This is a genomic window from Paenibacillus sp. BR1-192 (assembly GCF_029542445.1).
Classification (GTDB): Bacteria; Bacillota; Bacilli; order Paenibacillales; family Paenibacillaceae; genus Paenibacillus_AQ; species Paenibacillus_AQ lautus_A.
The window spans coordinates 3,826,815-3,847,438 of the sequence record NZ_CP120718.1; the positions used below are offsets into that span (position 1 = coordinate 3,826,815).

The 20,624-nt window shown below is 46.4% G+C and carries 16 protein-coding genes; 9 read left to right on the plus strand and 7 right to left on the minus strand.

The annotated features are described in order from the left end of the window. Positions 1 to 5: 5 nt before the first annotated feature. Positions 6 to 374, minus strand: coding sequence for a winged helix-turn-helix transcriptional regulator (locus tag P0X86_RS16960; protein ID WP_096773888.1), 369 nt, complete (start codon positions 372 to 374; stop codon positions 6 to 8). A gap of 139 nt (positions 375 to 513) precedes the next feature. Between P0X86_RS16960 and P0X86_RS16965 the strand changes: the two genes are divergently transcribed. After that, complete coding sequence (locus P0X86_RS16965) at positions 514 to 867, plus strand: DoxX family protein (protein ID WP_036660610.1); 354 nt, start codon at positions 514 to 516, stop codon at positions 865 to 867. A 157-nt stretch (positions 868 to 1,024) separates the two neighbouring features. Here the strand turns inward: P0X86_RS16965 and P0X86_RS16970 are convergent, their stop codons facing one another. Next, positions 1,025 to 1,621 carry a TetR/AcrR family transcriptional regulator gene (locus P0X86_RS16970; protein ID WP_096773890.1) on the minus strand — a complete coding sequence of 199 codons (597 nt, stop codon included), beginning with the start codon at positions 1,619 to 1,621 and terminating at the stop codon, positions 1,025 to 1,027. A 323-nt stretch (positions 1,622 to 1,944) separates the two neighbouring features. Here P0X86_RS16970 and P0X86_RS16975 point away from each other — a divergent pair, with 323 nt between their 5' ends. Both P0X86_RS16975 and P0X86_RS16980 read left to right on the plus strand, forming a co-directional pair. Further along, complete coding sequence (locus tag P0X86_RS16975; protein WP_096773891.1) at positions 1,945 to 2,826, plus strand: ABC transporter ATP-binding protein; 882 nt, start codon at positions 1,945 to 1,947, stop codon at positions 2,824 to 2,826. Between the two features lie 23 nt (positions 2,827 to 2,849). Continuing rightward, on the plus strand, positions 2,850 to 4,463 hold the full coding sequence (locus P0X86_RS16980) for an ABC transporter permease (RefSeq protein ID WP_277745956.1): 1,614 nt from the start codon (positions 2,850 to 2,852) through the stop codon (positions 4,461 to 4,463). A gap of 234 nt (positions 4,464 to 4,697) precedes the next feature. Here P0X86_RS16980 and P0X86_RS16985 read toward each other — a convergent pair whose 3' ends face one another. Beyond that, on the minus strand, positions 4,698 to 5,099 hold the full coding sequence (locus tag P0X86_RS16985; protein ID WP_192571751.1) for a DUF6223 family protein: 402 nt from the start codon (positions 5,097 to 5,099) through the stop codon (positions 4,698 to 4,700). 301 nt (positions 5,100 to 5,400) lie between these two features. Next, positions 5,401 to 5,535 (minus strand): hypothetical protein, encoded by a 135-nt coding sequence (locus tag P0X86_RS16990; RefSeq protein WP_277745957.1) that lies wholly within the window; start codon positions 5,533 to 5,535, stop codon positions 5,401 to 5,403. 188 nt (positions 5,536 to 5,723) lie between these two features. On the opposite strand from P0X86_RS16990, the gene P0X86_RS16995 reads away from it, so the two are divergent. From P0X86_RS16995 to P0X86_RS17005, 3 genes are all read left to right on the plus strand, one after another. Next, positions 5,724 to 6,410: a response regulator transcription factor gene (locus tag P0X86_RS16995; RefSeq protein WP_015735566.1), complete on the plus strand. Its 687-nt coding sequence runs from the start codon at positions 5,724 to 5,726 to the stop codon at positions 6,408 to 6,410. Further along, the gene (locus P0X86_RS17000) at positions 6,407 to 7,543 is read left to right on the plus strand and encodes a sensor histidine kinase (RefSeq protein ID WP_277745958.1); all 1,137 of its coding nucleotides are present in this window, start codon (positions 6,407 to 6,409) and stop codon (positions 7,541 to 7,543) included. The genes P0X86_RS16995 and P0X86_RS17000 overlap by 4 nt, the downstream gene beginning before the upstream one ends. Before the next feature lie 278 nt (positions 7,544 to 7,821). Next, positions 7,822 to 10,893 carry an FIMAH domain-containing protein gene (locus P0X86_RS17005; RefSeq protein WP_277745959.1) on the plus strand — a complete coding sequence of 1,024 codons (3,072 nt, stop codon included), beginning with the start codon at positions 7,822 to 7,824 and terminating at the stop codon, positions 10,891 to 10,893. Positions 10,894 to 11,016: 123 nt separating this feature from the next. Here P0X86_RS17005 and P0X86_RS17010 read toward each other — a convergent pair whose 3' ends face one another. From P0X86_RS17010 to P0X86_RS17020, 3 genes are all read right to left on the minus strand, one after another. Next, entirely contained in the window at positions 11,017 to 12,804 is a 1,788-nt protein-coding gene (locus tag P0X86_RS17010) for a S41 family peptidase (protein WP_277745960.1), read from the minus strand. A gap of 321 nt (positions 12,805 to 13,125) precedes the next feature. Continuing rightward, the gene (locus tag P0X86_RS17015; protein ID WP_277745961.1) at positions 13,126 to 14,550 is read right to left on the minus strand and encodes a response regulator transcription factor; all 1,425 of its coding nucleotides are present in this window, start codon (positions 14,548 to 14,550) and stop codon (positions 13,126 to 13,128) included. Further along, the gene (locus P0X86_RS17020) at positions 14,547 to 16,307 is read right to left on the minus strand and encodes a sensor histidine kinase (protein ID WP_277745962.1); all 1,761 of its coding nucleotides are present in this window, start codon (positions 16,305 to 16,307) and stop codon (positions 14,547 to 14,549) included. Before P0X86_RS17020 ends, P0X86_RS17015 begins: the two co-directional genes overlap by 4 nt. A 350-nt stretch (positions 16,308 to 16,657) precedes the next feature. On the opposite strand from P0X86_RS17020, the gene P0X86_RS17025 reads away from it, so the two are divergent. The 3 genes from P0X86_RS17025 to P0X86_RS17035 all read left to right on the plus strand — a co-directional run bounded on the left by P0X86_RS17025 (position 16,658) and on the right by P0X86_RS17035 (position 20,304). Next, entirely contained in the window at positions 16,658 to 18,358 is a 1,701-nt protein-coding gene (locus P0X86_RS17025; protein WP_277745963.1) for an extracellular solute-binding protein, read from the plus strand. 97 nt (positions 18,359 to 18,455) lie between these two features. Next, positions 18,456 to 19,346, plus strand: a complete 891-nt coding sequence (locus tag P0X86_RS17030) for an ABC transporter permease (protein WP_277745964.1) — start codon at positions 18,456 to 18,458, stop codon at positions 19,344 to 19,346. Between the two features lie 67 nt (positions 19,347 to 19,413). Further along, positions 19,414 to 20,304, plus strand: coding sequence for a carbohydrate ABC transporter permease (locus P0X86_RS17035; RefSeq protein ID WP_277745965.1), 891 nt, complete (start codon positions 19,414 to 19,416; stop codon positions 20,302 to 20,304). The last annotated feature ends 320 nt before the right edge of the window (positions 20,305 to 20,624 follow it).

The following is a 20,624-nucleotide window of genomic DNA, read 5'->3' on the forward strand; positions in this document are numbered from 1 at the left end:
TCGCCTCATTTATAATCGGTTGACCCGGTTTCATACCTGAAACGATCTACTCCATAGAGCGTATTCATATGCTCCATATGAGCCGCTCCCCAATTGTTCAATGCCTTTAGCACCGTGCTTAAACCTTTGCCATACTCGGAAATTGAATACTCTACTTTTGGAGGGACCTGGTTATAAACCTCTCGATGTACAATATCGTTATACTCAAGCTCTCTTAACTGTTGGGTAAGCATTTTTTTGTTTATACCCGGTATCGATTTTTGAAGCTCGCTGAATCTCATGGTGCCGTTGGAAATCAGTTGAAGTAAAATGACGGGCTTCCATTTCCCCACCAAAATATCAAGCGCTGATTCAAATTTGCAATACTCTTTCATTGAACTCCCCGCTTCCCTGTACCTTAGGTAACTTTTTATTCACTATGTTTAGATAAAGTGCCTACTTCATTGAACCCAATTACTAGACTATTATAACCTCAGAGAACGCAAATAAGTAATAAGGAGGTTCGCACCATTCATGAATATCGCATTATGGATCATTCAAGGGCTTGCTGCGCTGGGGTTTGTTTACTCAGGATGGTTGAAGGCGTTTCAGTTTGAAAAAGCCAACGCGTCTTGGGGATGGGTGAAAGACGTTCCCAAAGCGTTCGTCGTCTTTATTGGGGTAGCAGAATTGGTAGGAGCTTTCGGACTTATTCTGCCACTAGCGATGTATATCGCGCCCATATTGACGCCTATTGCCGCTGCAGGTCTTGCCACAATCGTTCTTCTTGGCGCCCTATACCATGTTGCACGCAAGGAGCATCGAGAAATAGGCGTAAACGTTGTCTTCTTTGTGTTAACTGTATTTATTGTGATCGGTCGTTTTTAAACCGGCATCTGCCGAAGCTGGATTCAATGTTTCAGTAGTGAATATAGCAGCAGAGAATCGACCTGCAGGTCGATTCTTTGCTCTACCACGATCGATGGTACGGTCCACCGTTAATGATCTCAAACGATCCTGCCCTTACTCTCTCATTCTTCTACCTTTATTTGCTTGGCGCAATCCCTTTTACCAGCAATTCCGTCCACTGGGCGGTATAAGGGAGTATCCTTTGGTAGATATGCGGGCTGGATATCCCTTCAACCAGGGCCTGGAAATATATCAGAAGAAATTCATCCGAATATTTCAGATCAACCTTGCCTTCTTTGCGCCCACGATGAAATAAATCCAACATAAGACTGTAGCTTTCGTTGACGTACTCCTGCATCATCAGTGATAATCCGTTATCGTCCTTCTTTGTAAAATAATCCATTAAATCGAAATAAAACTGCTTGTTGATCTTCTCCAGAAAATGAATTTTGATCTGACTCATGGCAATGATCGTTTCTTCGAAGGGTTTATTATCGGCCATGATTTTTCGGGCATTTTCCCCCATTTGAGTTAAAAAATATTTAAACACCTCGTGGATCAGGTTTTCCTTGCTCCCAAAATATTTAAATATCGTCGTTTTACCGACATTGGCATGTCTAGCTATCTCATCCACTGTTACATTTTCGATGCCGGCTTCGGTATTCAACAAGTCAAAAGTTGCCTCCAAGACTTGATTTTTCTTCGCTTGCGTCCTCTTTTCAAAACCATTCATTCCTTATTCCTGCTTTCTAACGATTATGACTAAAATAAATTATTGCGGAGGTTTTAGTTCGTAATTTTCCTTCCTATTTATTATATAGCGAAATTATGAATTATCAAACGCATCAGAGTTCTAAACTTAGCTTTATTTGCGTTGACTATGACCATAATCGGGTGTATAACTGAAGTTGTAAATGAACTTTGGTTTAAAACAAAGCATTTTCAGCGAATATATGAACTATATCTAAATATTCAGTTCATTATTTATCAAGTTGAAGCTTTGCTTTAGACTGGAAAGCACGTTACTAAAACTGGTTAAGAAGGAGTTTTAGTGCTATGACAAACATTGTAAAGGTGCAAGGCTTGCAAAAAAGCTTCGGGAAGTTCAAAGCGTTGCAAGACGTATCATTTACGGTAAATGCCGGGGAAGTTGTCGGATTTATCGGGCCGAACGGCGCGGGGAAATCCACAACAATTCGTACGTTACTTGGGATTATCCGTCGGGATGCCGGGGAAGCGAAGATCTTTGGCAAGGATGTATGGAAAGACAGCCTTGAGATTCATAAACGAATTTCTTATGTTCCTGGGGATGTGGCGCTTTGGGGCAGCTTAACTGGCGGTGAAATCATTGATTTATTTATGAAATTACATGGCGGCGGAGACAAAAATAAACGCGACTATTTGATTAAACGGTTTGAATTGGATCCGAAGAAGAAAGCCAAGGGCTATTCCAAGGGAAATCGGCAAAAAGTCGGCCTGATCGCGGCTTTGGCCGTTAATTCCGATTTGTATATTTTCGACGAACCGACTTCCGGCCTTGATCCGCTGATGGAAGCCGTCTTCCAGGATGAGGTCGAAAAAATCAAGCTTGCAGGAAAAGCCATCTTACTGTCCTCTCATATTTTGAGCGAAGTGGAGCGGCTGGCCGATAAAGTGGTCATCATTCGCCAAGGCAAAGTGGTTGAAACCGGGACATTGGATGAGCTGCGTCACTTAACCCGTTCTACGGTAACGATGGTAACGCAAGACAATGTGGCTATAATGGCATCCGTTAACGGTGTCCATGATTTCAAGCAATCCGGCAATCAAGCGACATTTTCCGCGGATAACGAATGTATCAATGAAATTTTGTCCGAAGCGGCAAAATTGGGCGTCAAGAAGTTTGAGTCCGTGCCGCCTACGCTGGAAGACTTATTCATGCGTCATTATGAAGTCTAAGGGCGGAAACGGAGGAAATTATAATGCAAGAAAAATTTGCGCGTTCGCGTGTACTGTTCGTCCAATATCTGAAACGTGATTGGAAAAAAATCATCATCTGGATTTTAGGTTTAGGCTTGTTTTCAGCCGGATTTGTTCCTGCTTTTGAAGAAATCGGCAAGGGACAAGGTTTGCAAGGAATGTATGAAACCTTGCAAAATCCTGCCATGATTTCCATGGTGGGTCCGACACCGGTTGAGACCGCAGCGGATTATACTTTAGGCGCTATGTATGCGCACGAAATGCTGTTATTCTGCGGTTTGTTTGCGATGATTATCGCTGCATTGCATGTGGTAAGCCATACTCGCAAAGAAGAAGATCTTGGGCTTACTGAACTCGTACGCTCCTTTCAAGTAGGTCGTCAAGCCAACTCGCTTGCGGTAATTGCCGAAGTTGTTGTGATCAATATGATATTAGCACTCGTGATTGGCGGAATGATGACTAGCTATGGAGCAGATACGATTTCGGCCGAAGGATCCTTTTTGTTTGGCGCATCCATCGGCATGGCCGGGATCTTGGGAGCCGTAATTGCCTTAGTTATGGCACAAATCATGCCGACTTCATCCGGTGCAACCGGTTCATCACTCGGAATTGTAGGCTTGCTATATATTTTTCGCGCCGGAACGGATGTGTCGAATACGGATCTCTCCATGATTAATCCGATGGGTTGGACGTATCTAACCTATCCTTTTACAGGAAACCATTGGGTCCCCCTAATTGTGGCGATAGTCTTCAGCGTCATCGTCGTGATCATCGCTTTTGGCCTTGAAGGCCGCCGAGATATGGGAGCCGGTTATTTGCCCGAACGTGAAGGACGGGAGTCGGCAAAAAAATCATTGCTATCCGTACCCTGCCTGTTTACGAAGTTGAACAAAGGCGTAATGATCAGTTGGTTGATTGCTTTCGTCATCATGGGAGCAGCCTATGGTTCGATTTATGGAGATATGCAAACTTTCCTTGAAAGCAATGAAATCATGAGTCAAATGTTTGCGATATCCGGCGTTTCCATCGAAGCAGCCTTTACCGGGACCATTATCATGGTCTTGATGGGATTGGTTTCCATTTTGCCGATAACGATCGTAAACAAATTATTCTCGGAAGAAACGCGGCGCCATTTAAGTCAGCTTTATGCTACCAAAGTGACGCGAGCTCAGCTCTATTGGTCGAGTGTCATATTGGCCAACATTGCTGGAATCGTGGGTATTTTGCTCGCTTCAAGCGGTCTTGGCGGGACAGCCATTGCTGCCATGGGTGACGGCTCGCCCATGAACATGGGTGATTTTATCGCCGCTGGTTATAACTTCCTGCCTTCCGTGTTGTTTTTTACCGGACTTGCCGCTTTGGCTTTAGGTTGGGCACCTAGACTAGGCAAAAGCGTATATGCGTACCTTGGCTATTCCTTTGCTCTAAACTACTTTGGCGGCATTTTGGAGTTGCCGGAATGGTTCTCGAAAACAGCCGTTCAAAGCTGGATTCCACGGATGCCGGTAGATCCGTTTGATGCTGCCACCTTTATTGCGATCTCAGCGATCAGTATTGCCTTCATGGTTTTGGGCTTTGTGGGATATCGCAAACGGGATATGGTTGAAGGAGCTTAACCGATAAATAAACTGATCTCATACTTTGATATAAATGGAACAGAAAACGGGCTGAATCCTACATATTCAGCCCGTTTTTTTCATTTACGAAGTTTATCTGTATAACTAACAATATTGCCAAACTGCTCGCCCGCCATTATTCGCTGAAACGCGGTAGTGCTTCATCCATCGCGTAGATCCGCCCATTGGCTTAAACCACCTTTAAGTATTGGAATAGGAAGCATCATTGTCGGGTCAGCCGGCGCGGCGGGAGCGGACCAGAGTTAGCGCACCGAGGATCATACCGATCAGCCCCATTACAATAGCAATGATCGCCCCAGCTCTCCCGGCGCCGGTACCGAAATCACCAGTGAATATGGTCAGATGCACTATAGCGTAGACTAAGACGATCAGCCCTAATACCATGGCCACGATCGACCCGTTTCGCCCACCATTTCCGGTACGACGTACGGAGCGGGCCAGAGACAGCCCGCCGATGACCGCGCTGATCAGGCCCACCACCGCGTCCATCGTGGCCCAGAGTCGCCCGGGGGTTAATCCGTATCCGACATTACCGTTGGTCACTTCAGCAGAGGCAATAGTTGGAGCAAGTAGAAATGCACAAAGCATTACGAATGTAACTAGCTTCAATTTCATTTGTTAATTACCCCTCTCGGTTGTTTTTTCATCATTTGCAAGGAGACTTCATGAGTTTGATAGGAGTTCCTGCTAGATCAACTAGTAAGATCTGTTTACCGCCAAAACCTGGCGACAATATCATTACGGGTATAGGCCCGCTTTAAGCAGGGTTCTCCTCCTAGATTCTCATTTCTGGCCTAGACGTTCCAACGATCAGAACACTCGTCCGTATGCAATGACTGTGCTGAACTCAGCTAATTCAAACGTTTTTGTTTGTTTAGATCATCCAGCAATGTCGTACTTCCGTTCTACTCAATTGTTACGGAATTTCCGGATAATCCCCCTTAATGCCGAGTTCAAGCAGCGCTTTCTCAATCGATATCGTATACAATCCGCAGTTCATCCTTCCGTCTTCAAAAATTACGTTTCTCAGAATCCGATTCCCCATATTCATTGTCCTTGTTGTTCTTCCCGGCTATCTCTCTCCTTTCACAGCCAGTTTACAAAACAAATGTCGAGAACTTATGCAGATCTTCCGCTCTTTGTGTGGATTTCTTTAAGAACCTACCTAATCACGTTATAATTTTCGGTAAGCGGCGTGTACTCGCTATGGAATCAAACTAAGGGAAGGATGTGAGGGGAATGGAACCAAAATTGTTGATTGTGGAGGATGAACCGGGAATGCTGGAGGAGATGCAGACCTATTTGCAACGTGAAGGGTTCAAGGTATTGACAGCCTGTACCGGCAAGGAAGCGCTCATGATCGCCCGGTCTGAGCGGCCTGATCTCGTCGTGCTTGATTGGATGCTCCCGGAAAAAAGCGGAATCGACGTATGCCGCGAGATAAGACAAACCTCGCATTGCGGCATTATTATGGTCACGGCCCGATCGGACGAATCAGATAAAATCGTCGGTCTGGAAATTGGCGCAGATGATTATTTGACGAAGCCGTTCAGCTTGCGCGAGCTCGCATCGCGCATCAGAGCTTTGCTTCGCCGTTTACGCGGACCTGAAGACAAGTCGATATTCTTGGAAAGAGACAACCTGATCATTTCCGAGGCCAAATGTCAGGTATTTAAAGACGGTCAGGAACTCCAATTGACACCTACCGAATTCAAAATTCTGTTCACACTCGCGGGTCGTCCCGGCATTGTCTTTAGCCGTTTGCAATTGTTAAAGGCTGCTTTGGAGGATGAGTACATGGGATACGAAAGAACGATGGATTCCCATATCCGGAATCTTCGCCGCAAACTGGGAGACGATCCTGCCAATCCTCGATATATTCAAACGGTATATGGTTTCGGTTACCGGTTCGGTGAACGTACATGAAGATGACGGTCCGCATGAAAATGTTTGCCTGTATGGGACTGATCGTTTTCATTGTAAGCATCACGTTCTCCCTGACAACGCAGGTTTACACAAGCGGCTTGATCGATCAATTTCAAAGGGAACAAATCGATGCCAACTATTTGAGCGCATCGCCCGAAGAGCAAATCGAAATTTTTAAATCTTATATCCTTGACAATATGCAGCTGAACGAACTGCTTAATGTCACGCACGGCGTGCGCTTGTTCTTTTTTGTTGCGATCGGGTTGTTCTTCAGTTATTGGATGTCGGGGGTGCTTACCCTCCCGCTCAAAAAACTTATAGCCGCCATAGAGCGCGTGGCGCAGGGTGACCTGAACGTCAAAGTACCTGTAGACACGAAAGATGAGTATGGGAAAGTTGCCCAAACGTTCAACGATATGACGTTCCGTCTGCGTGAAGCCGAAGAGACCCGCAGGCGACTGGTGGCCGACATTGCTCACGAGCTTCGCACGCCGCTCTCCGTGATGCAGCTTAAACTGGAGAATTATCAGCAGGCCGGTCATCATGTCCCCCCGGAAATGCTGCTTCGGCTTCACGATGAGGTAATCCGGCTCAGTCAGCTTGTGAACGATCTTCATATATTGTCGCTGGCCGAATCGGGCCGGTTGTCGCTCGAACGCAAACCGCTCGATCTGACGATGCACCTAGAACGAATTGTGGACGACGTGAAATACGAAGCGGAAGAAAACGGATTAGACGTTTGTCTTTATACGATTTCGAGTCCGGTTACCGTTATGGCCGATGCGAGACGGATCACGCAGGTATTCATTAATTTACTGACTAATGCGATTCGTTACACGCCTCGTGGAGGGAAGATTACTGTTGAAATCGAAGACCGGGTCTTTGATAGGAATGCGTTCTTTGCATGTGTCTCGGTGATCGATACCGGCATCGGAATACCGGCGGAAGAGCTGCCCTACCTATTCGATCGATTTTACCGCGTAGACGAAGCGCGCTCGAGGCATACAGGCGGTACGGGGCTCGGGTTATCTATCGCCCATCATTTTGTAAGAGCCCACGGCGGGTTCATCCGCGTTGCGAGTCAGTCTCATGAAGGTACTACATTTACCGTTTTTCTGCCTATAGGGCGATGATGTCTATAAAAGTTGATAACTCGGCATATAAACTTGCAGGAATTCCATTTACGTTCAATATCCTCATATATCCAGGTCTGTTAGCTTTATAAGGCTGAGACAAGACCTTTGGGGAGAGTATAGGCACAGCATATTTATAGAGAATTTAAAGACATTGACATTATATATGGCCCCTCATATAATTTATTTACATTTTTACCACTATTGAACTAGAAAGGAGAACGCAAACAACAAAATCAAATAGTTTATCGAAATTTACCGCATAAAGGAGGAAATTCATGAATTCCTGGATTAAAAAAACGGCCATCCTGTTCACTTATTCCTTAACTTTAAGCTCACTTGTACCTTTTGCTTCTGGATTTGCCCAGAGCTCCACCATGATGGTCTCCAATTCCTCTCCCGTCATTAACAACGCGGGTTTTGAAACCTTGGGAAGTGGTAGTGAAATACCGGGCTGGACTTATTATTGGTCACCGCTGACTGACGAATATTCCATCTCGATCACAGATTCCAAAAGCTATGAGGGAAACTACGCTTTAAAGATGGTCGATGGAGGGCCAAAGTCACTGGGATTAATCAGTTCTTCCTTTCCGGTCACGGAAGGAAGCAGTTATGTCACCTCCGTGAAAACCTGGCTGGAACAGGGCTCGGTGGCGATGATTGTTTATTACTACAATGCCGATAATAAGGAAATCAGCAACAGCCGCTCCTCCCTATCCTCCGTAAGCAGCGCTTGGTTGGACTTTACGCATGAAAGCGTCGCGCCAGCCGGTGCCGTTACAGCCAAGATTATGCTGTACTCCGGTACTGCCGGCTACAGTACCGCCTATTTCGATCATATGACCGTGTCCGCATCCACTGCAGCAGATATCCCCGTTGCCTTCGGGGATCCGATTGACTTGGGAGCCGCGATGAAAACGGTCAAAACCAGCGGGGCCGCCATGGCGAACGGCGAGGTTTACTTTGCAACGAATGGAACGCCTTCGACTTTCTATGCACTGGATGCCTCAACCGGCGAAGTCATCTATTCTTCTCCGGTCCAAGGCGTGAACACGGTATACGGTGTTGCAGCCGGTTCCGACGGCAATGTATACATATCCGGCGTGGAGAACGGCATGCTGTATCGTTATTCCCCTGCCGCGAAAACATTGGAGTCTGTAGGCGTCAATCCATCTGAAAAGCTGGTCTGGGATTTGGCAGCCACCTCGGACGGCAAAATTTACGGGGCCACGTACCCAAACTCCAAAATCTTCGAGTATGATATTGCTTCCAATCAATTCCGTGATCTCGGAAGCGTTCGTGAGGACGTCATGTACGCTCGAGGAATCGGTGTGACCGAGCAGTATATCTATGTCGGGGTGGGAAATCCTGCTTTTTTATACAAGATTGATCGTCAAACAGGTGAACAATCTGAAGTCAAGCTCCCGAACTCCGGAGCCAATGACATGATCGCCGACATCTGGTCGTATAATGGAAAGCTGTTCGTACGTTCGGGCGCTACTACCCTGTTTATCTTGGATGAAGAAACCGAAGAAGTGCTTCAATCTCTCCCTTGGCCTTCTCCAACCCGTTTTGACAGTATGATCTCCCCTCCTTCCCCACTGGACAGAGATCTGGTGTATTTCCGGAATGTAGTTAACAGTGAACTAGTCACCTATAATACGGCGACCAATGAAATTATCCCTTTAGAGGGTGTTGTTCTGCCAAATTCAACGGTCCGGGCCTATGATTGGGTCACTCCGCAAACCGGGCATAAAGCCGGCAAAACCTTGCTGGCCATGGTAACAGAAAAGCTGGAATACGTATTATTTGATCCTGAAGATCGGTCTGTCGAAACCATTATGCCTGAAATTGAAGCGGAAGGCATTGATATTCAGAGCATGGAGATGGGGCCGGAAGGGAAACTGTATATGGGCGGCTTCCATACAGCCTTATCCATCTTTAATCCAGTTTCCAATGCGTATGAACTACAGGAACGTGTCTTTCCACAAATCGAAGGGATCGGCTTTTTAAACGATAAAGTATATTTCGGCACCTATGGGGGGGCTGTCATCTACAGATACGATCCATCCCAACCGTACAAGAAAGACGTCAATCCTTCGCTCGCATTCAATATTGAGGATGGTCAGAGCAGGCCGTTCGCTTTTGCTTCAGGCGACGACCAGCTGTTCATCGGAACGATCGCCGACTATGGTCTCGTTAAAGGGGCATTGACCATGTACGATGAACCAACCGATACTTGGACCACCATTCCGGATATTGTGGAGAATCAAAGCGTGATGTCCGTTGCCTATAAAGACGGTCTGGTCTATGGAGGAACAACGATCCATGGTGGCGGAGGCTCGACCCCCGCAGCTTCGGAAGCCAAAATGTTTATTTTTGATCCCAAAACCAAAAGCAAAGTCAAGGAGTTCTCCCCTGCGATCCCCGGCATGACATCCCACCAGCTAATCGGTGACCTGAAGGAAGGGCCAGACGGGCTTTTATGGGGTGTGACTTGGGGGAAAACAGCTTCAGGAACCACCGTATATTCGGTCTTCGCTATGGACGCAGCATCACAGGTAATCAAAAAGAGCAAGCTGTTATATCCGAATACCCCGTCCGGAAGTACATGGAGACCTTATTTTATCCGTTTTGGCGACGATGGTCTGCTCTACACCACGATCGGTCGTACTCTAACGGTGATCAATCCGGAAACAATGGATTCCCAAAAAATAGCGGACAGCGTCAACCTCATGACCTTGGCAGAAGATGGCGGAATTTATTATGCGGAAGGCTCCCATCTCAAGAAGCTCCCAATCGCCTTAAAAGAAGTCGCATTGAATTTGGATGAATCGTTACTCACTGTTGGCGACCAGGCACAGCTTGTGCTGAGCGGAACCCTGTTTAATGGAAAATCCGCAGACTTGGCCAAAGCTTCGATCAACTATAAGAGCTCTGACGAAGGCATCATCACCGTGTCCGATTCTGGTACCATACAAGCTATAGGTGCCGGGAGGGCAGAACTACAGGCCACGGTTGTTCTGAACGGTATCACCGTACTCTCCAACTTGGTAGTGGTTGAAGTCCGTGCGACAGCGGAACAATTGACAGAGAAACTTCAACAGGAATTCAATCTTCGACTGGCTTCGGGCGAGATTCTTAAGCCGCTCGCGAATCAATTGGAGAACAGCCTGAAGCAAACCGAACATCAATTGCTCAAAAAACATACGACTCAGGCCATCCACCATCTTGAGAAATTCACCCGAGATCTTGCAGATCCGAAAATGAATGACTATATCGTTCCGGCCGCCAAGGAGGCATTGCTGCTCCAGGCTGCGGAGCTGCTGAATATCTTAAATCAACAATAGGACAGTTGAAATCGATGCTAGAGTTAAGCCTAAACAGCGTGTACCTATCGGTACACGCTGTTTGCGTGGATGAATTCATTACCTTTAGGCTTTCGTGCATGTAGCCATTTGCCTCGCCTTTGTTTAATAATCAGCTTTAATTATTTCTACGGCTTTCTCAACATACTCGTCCCTACCTTCCATCATTCCTTCAATGGTTGGATCAAGACGAATATCAGGCTGCACTCCTGTTCTTTGCGTTGGTTTTTTATCTGGATAAAATACTCCTCTTCCACTTATTGCAGTTTTTATATTTCCTGGTAGAGTAAATATAACTTTATTACCGTCAGCTCCGGCAGTAGGCCTCCCAAGAACTATTGAATTTTCTGTATTTCTCAGCGACATCGTTGTAAATTCACCGTTACTTATCGTATGTTCATTGATTAACATCACGAGTTTTCCTTTGTAAACCTCGTCATTTATATTTTGAGGCTTCCCTGAGAAAATATGCATATAATAAAATTCACCTGGTATTGCAGGATTAGGATATGACAATTTGGCAAACTCTTTTTCGGAAGGGATCAGATATTGAGCTAATTTATAGGAAAGTTCGCTAGTAGGGTAGTTTCTAAGATCAAGAATTAAACCTTTTGTATTCCACCATTCCTTCATGAGTTTATCAATCTCTCCTTCTTCCAACAGACCGGCATTGATATAGTAGATGTCTCCATTCTCCATTGCTTGCGATTTCGTATCAACAAAGAAATTAAACCATTGTCGATAGCCTGTTGCACTTATTTTCATCGTATTTCCCTGTCGGATAACGGTAACGTCAGTATTCTTCTGTTGAGTTCGGAATAATGCAGGAAAGAAATGAGCTGACGTGTCTTCTCGAGACTGTGATATATATTTTCTTCTATTTTCTAATAATTCATCGATACTATCGTCGCCAACGTTTAGCACAATGTCTCCGACTTCAAGTCCACATTCGTTTATTACTTTACTGATAACAATCTGATTATTAATTTCGATAAAGTTTACGGGAAGCTGATACAATCCAAAATAGTCAGTAACAGTCTTTCTGTTTTTGCCCAACAAATAGGCATGAGAATCATGTATTCTAGTTGTCAGTTCTGCTAAGGTCATGTAATAGGAGTCATAATCAGACCCATCTATCATTTTAGGGATAAATTCCAGAAGCACTCGATCCCAATCCTCTTCGATGACATCTTTATAAGGATAATAATATTCAATAATATTCCAATAGCGGAATAAACCAAGTAATCTGTAGCCTGTATCATCAAATTTCATATTTATATAAGAGTTTTCATTATGCATACTCGGTTGGGGTGAATCATCCTTAAAACTTACATATGCATGTTCTCGGTCTGAAATGTTCGAATTCAAAAGCATTGATAATTCAAGACTCAGATCTGCTCCGAGATATTCCTCGTCCTTGGACCAATCTGTAGTTGGTCTGAGATGTTTATAATCCTCGGGAATTTGGTATAGCTGTTCAAGAGCCCCGGGGACGTTCTCATTACCTAACATATGAACCCACTCATAGAGGATTGAGTTCACATCCGAATTTTCATCTATAATAGAAGGCATCACACGAAAAAGCTCATAATCCCAATTTATTTCCCCAGATACAACCTTAGGATGGTAATATTTCACCAATCCCCATACCTTACTGAGCTTAGCGATATCCTCGATCTTCTGTTCAGAAAGGCTGGAAAATTTCATTCCACTTCCTTGGTCGTACTCCTGCCCCTGCTCCTGCTTCTGCTCTTTCACTTGCTCTTTCACTTGCTCTTTCACTTGCTCAAGCTGATGAGCCTCCTGTGATGCAAAACATCCTGCAGTAATGAGGATAAACAATACACTGATAAACACAAAGAACATCCGGTCTCTTCTTTTTTTTAGTCTCACCTTTTTCCACCTTTCAGCTCAATAATTTATCTCTTTAGTCATTCTTGCAAATCTAGGACCTGCTTCGCCTTTCTAACACGTGGAATGTTAATATATTACATATTATATAAACTATCCCTCGAAATCTCTAGTGCAAATAAAAAGCCCAGCCTATATATTCTCCTAGGCTGGGGCGTATGTTGTCTGAGCGTTTATCAATAACCATAAGGGTGATAACCCAACAACATTCGTTCAACAACAACTGATTATTGCAAACTTGTGATGCTCAAAATCTTCATTATCCTTGGTAAATTGCGGACCCGATAGATAAAAGCTCTTACTCTACCTCGCCTTATACCGCTGTCTATATTCGCTCGGCAGCATGCCTGTCTGCTCTCGAAAGGTTCTGCTGAAATATTTCTCATCCTCGTATCCGGTTTGCTTGGCAATCCAAACAATTGGCCTGGCCGTCTGTTCCAGATATTCTCGCGCCTTATCGATCCGTACCTTGCGCAGATATTCATTGAAGGAATAGCCAACGATTTCTTTGAAACATTGATAGAAGTAGCTTCGGCTCAGATTGACCCGCTTCGCGACATCGATAGCGAATAACGGCAACTCAAGTTCGTCGTGCACGATTTTGACCGCGGTCATAATGCTGCCGCTCACTTCGGGGCTCAGCTGCAGGCTGCCTGATAGCGTTATCCCATTTTCCCTGAATTGTTTCAGCCAGTCCGCAACCTCCCGCCAGCACGTAAATGTGTCAGGCATCTTGATATCATCAGGTTGTATCGCTCTATAAAGCCGGTTCCAGTCAACCATACATCCATAGATCCATTGCATTAGCTTGGAGACGGGTATACGCAGTTCTTTCAATCGACTGCAAAGCTTATCAAAGGCTTCATCGTCATGGACCCATGTGAAGGCGTGTAGTAATTCCTTTACAGTGGCCGTCTCTTCTTCTCCCGGTTCAGGACGTTCCGCCATCAGCTCCATGACAGACTTCTCAATCGGATAGGGCTCATTGCCGTCGCAGTCGTAGAAAAAATCTCTGCTCCTATAGGCCCGTATTCGTAGAAGCAGCTCGGATGGAGATAAACCGGCTGTATGCCGTAGCCGTACTATATGCCATCCGGTGCTGCACGTTCCGTCTGGAAGCGGCGGCAACGGGTCTTCTTCTTCATTGCCATGAGACGGAACCTCCTTGGGAAGTTCCGTCAGCCACATCGGAATAGATCCATCCGCTTCCGCTATCCAGCCCAATGAAACGCAATCCGCTACCATTCTGCTTGTCAATGGCTCATCCGGGTACGTCAATAGCGCATAGGCCGTATCGCAAGAACAAGCCGCTACTATCGAATCCGACTCATTATTGTGCTTCTGCTTCACTTCCACAATGCGCGAGTGAATGCGCTGAAACACTTCTTCGAACTGTTCTTTTTCAAGCTCAACCTTGGCAATGTAATCAATGGCACCCAGGCGCAGCGCTTCCTGGATGTATTCAAAATCCTGATGAAGCGTCAGCACGGCGATCGCGATATTCGGATATAACTTGCGTACAACCCGAATTAATTCGATGCCCGACATCACGGGCATGGCCAAATCGGTCATTAACAGATCCACCCGATTCGTCTTCAGAAAATCAAGCGCCTTCTCCCCGTTGGCAGCTTCGCCTACAACTCTCATTCCGTACGATTCCCAGGGCAAAAAGGACATCAGTCCCTTACGTACAAGCTTGTCGTCGTCTACAATGAGAACATGGATCATTTCGTTGAATTCCCCTCCCCGATTTGTATCGAAATGATGATGCGGGTACCTTTGCCAAGCTCGCTTGTTACCGTAAGACTCGCTTTCCCTTCGTAATGAAATGCTAACATCCGTTTGACATAATTCAGTCCGATTCCCATTCCCACTCGATGGTGCTCGGTCTGTTCCTGCTCAAGCAATGCCTTAATCGTTTCCTCAGAAATCCCCCCACCGTTATCTCGAATTTCGATCTCTAGTCTGTCATTCTTTCTAACCACCACCTCGATTCTGCCGTTGTCATCCAGCCCGTGATAGAGCGAATTTTCAACCAACGGCTGCAGAATGAATCTGGGAACCGTCACTTCGAGCAATGCGTCGTCTACGTGAATTTTGACATCGAACTGAAAATTGTATCGGATTTGCTGGAGAATGAGATATTGTTTCAGTGAATCAATCTCATCCCTGATCGTCGCGACACTGTTGCCTTTGCGAAGATTGTAGTAGAGCAGTTTGTTCAATGAAGTGACAAGCCTGTCGATCTCCTCCTGACCGTTCATAACGGCAAGCCAGTGAGCGGTATCCAGCGTATTCATCAGAAAGTGCGGATTGATCTGATACTGAAGCTTTTCGATCTCCAGATCCGCTCTGCGCTTCTCCTTTGTCTTGATTTCAGAATACAGCTGCGTAATCTGAACCTTCATATGTTGAAATTGGTTTAACAACATCTCAAATTCCGGGATGCTCGATTCCGTGGCAGCCGCATTAAAATTGCTGCCCGCAATCGATTTGATCTCTTTATGGAAGCGTGACAGCGGCCGGTACACCATTTTCCATAGAAGCCAGCCAATCGTCAAACTGACTACGGCGAACAGCAGCGCCAGCCCCAGCATCTGCATCATCCAGCGATTTTTCTCGCGGTTGTAGTCGGATTTCGCAATAAGCGAGACCACGCTCCAGCCCTGATTGCTGACTTGTCGATACCAATAATAGTCGGACGTAATACCCGTTACCAGGGATGGCGATGGTGTGTCCGAAAAAAATGAATTTTCAGGGAAGCTATCTTGAAGCTCGCTGTAAGAAATTCTTCCGTTGTTGTCCAGAATTAAATGATTGGTATGCTTGCTGACTTCGTCCAAATCAAGAATGCTCTGCGTCAGCTTGAAACCGGACTCAATGTAGACATAGGCATCCTCCCTCTCCGGCAAGTCCACCTTTCGCAACGCGGAAAGCACATATTGATTGTTGAACCGGTCTTGACTGATATGCGGTCCAAAATAGGTGATGCCATAATACTCTGCGAGGATTGGAAGATTATCGATATGGAATGGTTGTTTCATGCCTGTATTCTCAAAAAGAGTGGTCTGATCGTCGCGTAAATAATACAGCGTTAATCCCACATTGGGATTGGTGAACGTGATGAGATTCAGTTGATTTTTGATTTCATCCGTCAGATAGCTCCGGTCATACGGCTGCCTCGCCATCAAAAACTTTTCAAGCTGCCTACCGACATTCCCCTTAAAGGTCAGTTGTTGGGAAACGTGATTCAGATTGTTCAGCGTGTTCTCAAGCGACAATCTGACCTGCTTTAAATTGCTTTGAATGCCGGATTGCAGCTTCGTGTTCAGAATGGATGTAATGGTGTTGTATGAAAGATAACAGGTACAGATGAAAGGGATCAATGTTGCTGCGGCAAACAGTAAAAGAATTCTATTTTTCAAGGTCAATCGCTTTAGGCGGGACTTCCAATCCTTTTCCGGTTTCAACGCTAGCATCCCCATCGATTATGGACTCCTCCTCTCTTTGAATCATATGGTCTATGACGTGCATAAACAGAAAAAGGTGGAAAAATCTTTCTAAAATATAACACAAATAAAAATGATTATTGAGCAAAGATTTCAATAAATCAGGTGCCTAAGCTGTTATCTTTTAAATGAAAAAATCACGGTAGACAAATGTCTTCTCCTAAGTGGGTGAAATGTCCAACCACCCGGAACCACCGTAAATCTTTGTACAAATGACCCCCTCATTTAGAAACCACCTTCTATCCTTGAAGGCGGTTTCATTGTGTTACAGTTAAATGGTCCATACGGATAGTTATTCCATTCCATCTGGTAGAAGGGGTGTAATTATGAAAAACAAGTCAAAAACGTTAACGCTTTTACTGGCCTGCTTTCTCGTTCTAGGTGCTTGCAGCAATACAACTGATAACACGCCGGCTGCACCGGAGAAAAGCGCGGAGTCAAGCGAACCCGCTGATCCATTTGGCCGCTACGAAGAACCTGTCCAGATCAGCATCAGTATTGAAATCGATCCCACCGATAATGAGTTGCCGCCTGGCGACACGCCGCTGGACAATCAATACACTCGTCAGATTAAGGAAGCGCTTAATGTGGACGTCGATCATCAATTTGCTGCCTCCGGCCAGAATCTTCGTCAGAGAATTAGTCTCGCGATTGCTAGTAACGATTTGCCGGATGCTATGGTCGTCAATGCCGTTGAGCTGCGCCAATTGGTCGAAGCCGACCAGATTGCCGATTTAACTAAGGTGTATGAGCAATATGCATCCCCGGATATAAAGACCATCATTGAAAACACCAACGGTGCTGCCTTGGATGCAGTAACCTTCGATGGCAAAATCATGGCCCTTCCGGGTGTGCAAGCCAATGCCGATGGCATTCACCTCTTGTGGATCCGACAAGACTGGCTGGATAAGCTGAACCTTGAACCGCCAACCACGATGGCAGAACTTGAGGACGTCGCCCGTGCTTTCGTCGAAGATGATCCGGATGGCAACGGTCAGCGCGATACGATTGGGATTACCGGACCGGAGAGTGGCGGTAAGCTGTATGCGAACTTCCTTGAGTCGAAGAACAATTTGTACGGTTTTGACGCCATTTTCTCCGCGCACGACTCGTTCCCTGGATACTGGCTCGAGGGCGAGGATGGAAGCCCTGTGTACGGGTCAATCCTGCCGGAGACTCGCGAAGCGTTAGCAAGTTTGAGAGATTTGTATTCCAAGGGACTTATTGATCCTGAGATGGGTGTACGTAACAAAGCGGATGAGCCCATTATCGCCGGAAAATCCGGAATGTTTTTTGCGCCTTGGTGGATGGCATACGGTCCGCTAACCAACGCCGTAAAAAATGATCCCGAAGCCAACTGGCAAGCCTATGCCCTGCCTTTGAATCAAAATGGCGAATTTAGACCACATGCTGCTACGCCTTCTACTGAGTTTGTGGTGGTTCGGAAAGATTACGAGCATCCCGAAGTTCCTATGAAATTACTCAACAATTTGTTTAAAAACGAGCAAGAGAACACCTTTGACCCGAGCAAAGGCGGTCCTGGTTACTATCCGCTCCGCGTGGTGTACGCTCCATCCGATGAAATTGAATTTACGGTCAAGGCCCTCCGTGATGTGCTGGCAGGCAATAAAACCGCAGAGGATTTTGCGAATGACAAAGCCTACAAACTGCTGCCTTCGGACATTGCCAGCATCAAGACGATCAAGAAAGAGCCTTACGATTCTATGGATCTTTCAACATGGAACCCTGAAGCCAATTGGGGAGCTTGGACTCGAGCATACTCCATCATGGTGGGCGGCAGGCCGCTGGTTGATACCGAGTTTGAGGAGGTGTCCAGCCTTCTGTATGAGCAGACGCCGTTAATGGAGAGCCGTTGGGTGAATCTTCGCAAGTTAGAGGATGAGACCTTCCTGCGCATCATCATGGGTGCGGCTCCACTGGAGACATTCGACTCCTTCGTCGAGAACTGGAAACGTCAAGGCGGCGACCAGATTACCCAAGAGGTTAAGGATGCGATTGCGCAGTGATCTTAAGGCTTCACAACGAACCACATAGCCAGAGCTCCAGGCACCTGTCGGGAGCTCTGGAACACTCGATGTAGGATTCGGGGAAAGGAGTGCTGTCATGCGAATGAAAGGCTTCGCCAAACATTATTATCTGATGCTGATTCCGGGATTTCTATGGCTGTTCGTCTTCAGCATCGTTCCGATGTTCGGCATCATCATTTCGTTCCAATATTTTAATCCGGGCAAAGGAATACTGGGCTCGGATTGGGCGGGGCTTGAACACTTCAAGTATATGTTTTTGCTGAAGGATACACAGGAAGTCTTCAGCAATACGCTTGTCATCGCGTCCATGAAGATTGTCGCCAACCTGATTGCGCCCCTGCTGTTTGCACTCATGCTCAATGAGCTGCGTCTGATGATTCTCAGACGATGGATTCAGACCATTGTCTATCTGCCCCACTTTTTATCCTGGGTTATTCTGGGGGGCATTGTACTTGATCTGTTCTCTTATAACGGACCCGTCAATCAACTGACAGCTTTGTTTGGATTCCAGCCCAAACTGTTCTTTGCCGATTCCCAGCTGTTTCCGTTCCTCGTAGTCGGCAGTGACGTCTGGAAGGAATTCGGTTTTGGTACCATTATCTATCTTGCCGCGCTTACCGGGATCAACCCCGCACTGTACGAAGCTGCCAACATCGATGGCGCAGGACGCTGGAGAAGTCTCTGGCATATCACGCTGCCCGGGATCCGCACGACAGCCGTATTGCTTACGGTACTTAGCCTCGGTAATGTGCTTAACGCGGGCTTCGACCAGATCTTCAATCTGTACAACCCGCTCGTCTATTCTACAGGTGATATTATTGACACCTGGGTCTATCGTACAGGTTTGCTCAACCTGCAATATGAACTTGCGACCGCCGTCGGCCTGCTGAAGTCCGTTGTGGGCTTCCTGCTGATATCCGTCTCGTATTATCTGGCTTACCGTTTTGTTAACTATCGCATATTCTAAGGATTCATCCTGATGGCAAAGCTATACAAACTCATCCCATTCCAACTAGAATAGGAGGTGCTTGACCGTGGTCAGAGATCGGACGTTCGGCAACCGCGTGACGGATATTATACTGATTGTAGTCCTGATAGGCATTACTTTGTCATGCATCCTGCCGATCTGGTACACGCTCTCCCTTTCGCTTAGCTCCAACTCTGCCGCTGCGGCCGGCAAGGTCTGGCTATGGCCGGTCGATTTCAATCTTAACGCATATGCCCAGATTCTCAATGACAATCAGTTCTTCCGGTCCTTCTGGACCTCGACCCAGCGAGTGCTGCTGGGGGTTATGCTCAACTTTATCATGGTTGTGCTCATGTCTTACCCGCTCTCGCGGACAGCGAGAGAGCTCAAGGGGCGCAATGTGTTCATGTGGATTCTCATTTTCACGATGTTATTCAACGGGGGTCTGATCCCGTTGTATCTGACGGTCAAAGAGCTCAACATGCTGAACAGTATCTGGGCACTTGTCCTGGTCGGCGGTGCGCAGACACTCGTCTTCAACGTCATCCTCACGATGAACTTCTTCCGCAACCTGCCCAAGGAGCTGGATGAAGCCGCCCTTGTCGACGGCGCGGGACCATGGTACATCCTGTTCAAGATCTACATCCCGCTGGCCGTGCCGGTGCTGGCGACCGTCTCGCTGTTCAGTATCGTGTATCACTGGAATGAATTCTTGTACGGTCTGATCTTCATGTCCCGTGAGCAATTCTATCCACTCCAGACGTATATCCAGCAGCTTGTCGTCTCGGTCGATCCATCGACGATGTCTGAGGACCAGTACCGTCGCTTGTCTGAGTTGTCCAACCGGACACTCGATGCCGCCAAGATCTTCATCGCGATGCTGCCCGTCCTCATCGTCTATCCGTTCCTCCAGCGCTTCTTCATTCACGGGATTACGCTGGGTTCCGTTAAAGAGTAGCTCACCCGCTCAGGACAACAGGTTTCAGAGCTATGCCATTTTCTTTACATTTATATAAAAACATACGGAAAAGAGGGGCCGTCCCAAATGATCTTAGATCATAAGAAGCGGCCCCCTTTTTGCTATTGTGAGACGTCCGGCGGACGAATCATTCCTCCCATCGCCTTCTACCCAATTCACCTCCTTCTTCCTGAGGGTGGCCCAACGTATCTGACCTTGATCTATCCTCCACCTTCGAGACCTTCTTCGGTCGTTCTTCATAAAGATTTCAAACAGACGAAATTTCATGTAAAACACAATGTATCGTCATAAGTTCACAA